Here is a 3293-nt window from a genome sequence, read left to right as displayed (position 1 = left end):
ATCTAAAACTGTCTGTCAAATACTATTAAATATGCTATAGTTATTTGATTACAAATATAAATGAAGTAGAAATGAGATGTGATATTTTGTCAGATTTTATCAATTTAGGAGTTCGTAAAGAAATAAATCATACATTAAAGTCATTAGGAATTGTAGAACCAACAGCGATTCAAAAGCTTGTGATTCCCACAATACTTGCTGGTAAGGATGTAATCGCTCAAGCACAAACAGGTACTGGAAAGACTCTCGCTTTTGTATTACCAATCCTAGAGCGGATTAATGTTGATAATCATGAAATACAAGCACTTATACTGACACCTACAAGAGAATTAGCCCAACAAATTTCAAAGGAAATCAAAATCCTTCTTGAGAATTTGGAAGGCATTCAAGTCTTAACAGTGTATGGTGGTCAAGATGTCGCCCATCAATTAAAAAAGTTAAAAGGGGTCCAGCATATTGTTGTTGCAACTCCAGGGAGATTATTAGATCATATTCGTCGACAATCAGTGGACTTATCAACAGTTCAAATGCTTGTTTTAGATGAGGCAGATCAAATGTTACATATGGGATTCCTCCCTGAAGTGAATGAAATTATAGTTGAAACATTATCATCGAGACAAACTTTACTTTTTTCTGCAACAATGCCACAAGAGATACGGTCACTTGCAAAAAAATATATGGTAAACCCTGAAACAATCCAAGTAAAGGCTAAAAATATTACACTGGATGAAATTAAGCAAGTTGTTATTGAAACTACTGACCGTAGAAAGCAAGCAACATTATTACACTTATTACAAGAGCAGCGTCCATTTTTAGCAATTATTTTTTGTCGAACAAAAATCCGTGCGAAAAAGCTAAACGAAGCATTAATTGCAAATGGTTATGAGTCAGATGAATTACATGGTGATTTAACACAGGCGAAACGTGAAAAAGCAATGAAAAGATTTCGGGATGCAAAGATTCAGCTTTTAGTTGCAACAGATGTTGCAGCACGAGGACTTGATGTAGAAGGAGTAACACATGTTTTTAATTATGATATTCCTCACGATGTAGAGAGTTATATTCATCGAATTGGTCGAACTGGTCGAGCTGGGGGAGAAGGGGTTGCTTATACATTAGTAGCACCTAAAGATTTTGACTTTCTAACAATGATCGAAAAAGGGATTAAACATCGTTTGGAGAAACAAATTATAGAAGGGATAAGCGTACCTAATAAGGAAGATATTAAGACACCAAGAAACCCCAAAACTAGTAAGGATAATTTCAATTCTTCATTATCAAATGGTAAAAGAAAAACAGGGCGTGAAAAAACGAAGCATCGCTCTAGTAATGGAAGAAGTAAAAAGAAAAATCGATAAATTTAAAAGGAAGGAGTCACAATATAAACCGTGTTAGGTACTTAATATTGTGACTCCTCTAATGTTATTTTTTATTTTGTAAGTCTTTTTTCGTTATGTTACTTCTAATCGTAATATCCTTAGAAAGTTCAGTATCTCGTTGATTATGTGGATACTTATTTTGACGTTCACGGTTATCGTTACGGTTCGTCATATTTTTTCCCTCCCCTTTAATTGAAGCACTTTTAGTATGAACAAGGATAGGAAGAAATACTAAAGAAGTAATTGGAAGTAGTAGGCATGCTTACTCTAGCTTATAAATTCGTTTACGGTTCTACAGTTTAAAAACCGCCTTCAGCTGGGGAAAAAGGTATATTTAACCGATTTTCAACTGCACGAAGCCGTTGATTTAATCGGTTTAAACGTCTAGTATGCTGTTCAATACGATTGGTTAGTTCGCGATTTATGCGATCTACCTCTTGATTTAGCCTATTATGTTCTTGGTTTAGTCTTCTAAGTTCATTATTTAATCTTGTTAATTCTCTTGTTTGACGTTCAGATTGACGCTCAAGGGCTGCAACACGTCTTTCTAAAGCAGGCTGTCTCGTATCATCGTACATTTCTGGTTGCTGATAATATTCTTGTTGAGGATAATAGTACATGCTTTCTTGTTGTGGTACGTATTCATAATAATAACCATATGGATTCATGAAGGACTCTCCTTTTTTGTAAATAATATGAAATCCATATAAGTCTATGTAGGTTTTTGCGGAGTGTGAAGGCTTTTGCCTAGGTTGTAACAATCAAAATAATGTCTTTAAAAAAAAGAAAGAGAGCAAAAATTCGCTCTCTAGATTGATTATGTTTTTAATTAGTCAAATTTCAAAAATGGTAAGGAAATATCTTGTGAACGGTAATCACTCGCATCGAGCACCCATTTGTCTTTTCCTGATTTTTTCAATTGAAGTTCTACTGTTACTTCACTTGTAGATGGTTTCATAGTAGCAAATTCCTTTGCCATTTCATCAAAAACAAATTTTTGCAATTCCATTTCAGTCGCTTGTTGATTTTTACTCACATAATCTTCAGCTTTCTTTTGGAGTGAAGGTTGCATAGATGGTACATCAAGTGGTGAGGCAGTTAATTCAACAATTGCTGTATCTTCACTTATAGTTTTTGTTACAGTTTGCGCTTTTACTTTTTCTTTTAATGCAGCCTTCATGGACTTGACTAAATTAAATAAGCTTTGTTTATCAATTTGATCTTCTGAAATATAAGCTGTGCTCATGAAACCTTCGATAATTGCATCATCAAACTCTCTAACTAGAGCTTCTTTATCTTCTCCAACTAAAGTCTCGAACTCTGGGCTTTCACCATTGTAAAATAAAACATCTATGTAAGCTGAGAGAGCTTTTGCAGGATTTTGTAAATCTTCAGCCGTTTCTAATAACTTTTCATCTTTACCATCAATATCAAACTCAATTACTTCCTGTTCTTTTTCATATTGTTCAGTAGATGAATAAACTAATTGATAATCTTCACCTTTATCAACTAAAAAGTATAAACTTCCTTCAAGCTTTTTACCTTTACTAAGTGTTGCATATTTTAATACTGAATTATAGTCTTCAGGCTCTGATTCACCTGCCATTGTGTCACCTTGATAAAGAACGAAATTATTGTTGTCAACATCTAATGGATCTTTACCATTATTCGTAACGGAAATATCAATTTTTAATGCCAACTGGTCATCTGATGCATTATCATATTCTGAAGGTAATGTGTATTCCACATTATCGATACTAATATCGGCTACCTTTGCTTTTTCTTTCTTTTTATCTTCGCCACCTGATTCTTCCTTACTAGTTGAGCTTGATGAACATGCAGCAGCAAACGTTGTAAGTAAAATTAAAGATAAAATCATCATAAATTTTTTCATTATTGCGTCCTCCTAATTAT

4 protein-coding genes are annotated in these 3293 nt (G+C 33.7%); 1 reads left to right on the top strand and 3 read right to left on the bottom strand.

Annotation, left to right across the window (positions count from 1 at the left end; all coding sequences use genetic code 11):
• The first annotated feature begins 86 nt into the window (after window positions 1-86).
• Window positions 87-1358: a DEAD/DEAH box helicase gene (locus HU235_RS23005; RefSeq protein WP_233452397.1), complete on the top strand. Its 1272-nt coding sequence runs from the start codon at window positions 87-89 to the stop codon at window positions 1356-1358.
• 64 nt (window positions 1359-1422) lie between these two features.
• Here the strand turns inward: HU235_RS23005 and HU235_RS25350 are convergent, their stop codons facing one another.
• The 3 genes from HU235_RS25350 to HU235_RS22995 form a co-directional block, all read right to left on the bottom strand.
• A complete protein-coding gene (locus tag HU235_RS25350) occupies window positions 1423-1551 on the bottom strand; it encodes a hypothetical protein (protein ID WP_267905732.1) in 129 nt (42 codons plus the stop codon).
• A gap of 127 nt (window positions 1552-1678) precedes the next feature.
• A complete protein-coding gene (locus HU235_RS23000) occupies window positions 1679-2047 on the bottom strand; it encodes a hypothetical protein (RefSeq protein WP_145584375.1) in 369 nt (122 codons plus the stop codon).
• Between the two features lie 161 nt (window positions 2048-2208).
• Window positions 2209-3273: a DUF5105 domain-containing protein gene (locus HU235_RS22995; protein ID WP_145584377.1), complete on the bottom strand. Its 1065-nt coding sequence runs from the start codon at window positions 3271-3273 to the stop codon at window positions 2209-2211.
• Window positions 3274-3293 lie beyond the last annotated feature (20 nt).

The sequence above is a fragment of the Metabacillus niabensis genome (genome assembly GCF_902829255.1).
GTDB classification, from domain to species: Bacteria; Bacillota; Bacilli; order Bacillales; family Bacillaceae; genus Metabacillus; species Metabacillus niabensis.
The sequence above is the reverse complement of the archived record's forward strand: the minus strand, read 5'-3'. Positions and strand labels throughout refer to the sequence as shown.

Excerpts from the sequence above, each read along its gene's own strand:
- HU235_RS25350 (WP_267905732.1), bottom strand. The coding sequence starts at position 1,551 with ATGACGAACCGTAACGATAACCGTGAACGTCAAAATAAGTATCCACAT.
- HU235_RS23000 (WP_145584375.1), bottom strand. The coding sequence starts at position 2,047 with ATGAATCCATATGGTTATTATTATGAATACGTACCACAACAAGAAAGC.
- HU235_RS22995 (WP_145584377.1), bottom strand. The coding sequence starts at position 3,273 with ATGAAAAAATTTATGATGATTTTATCTTTAATTTTACTTACAACGTTT.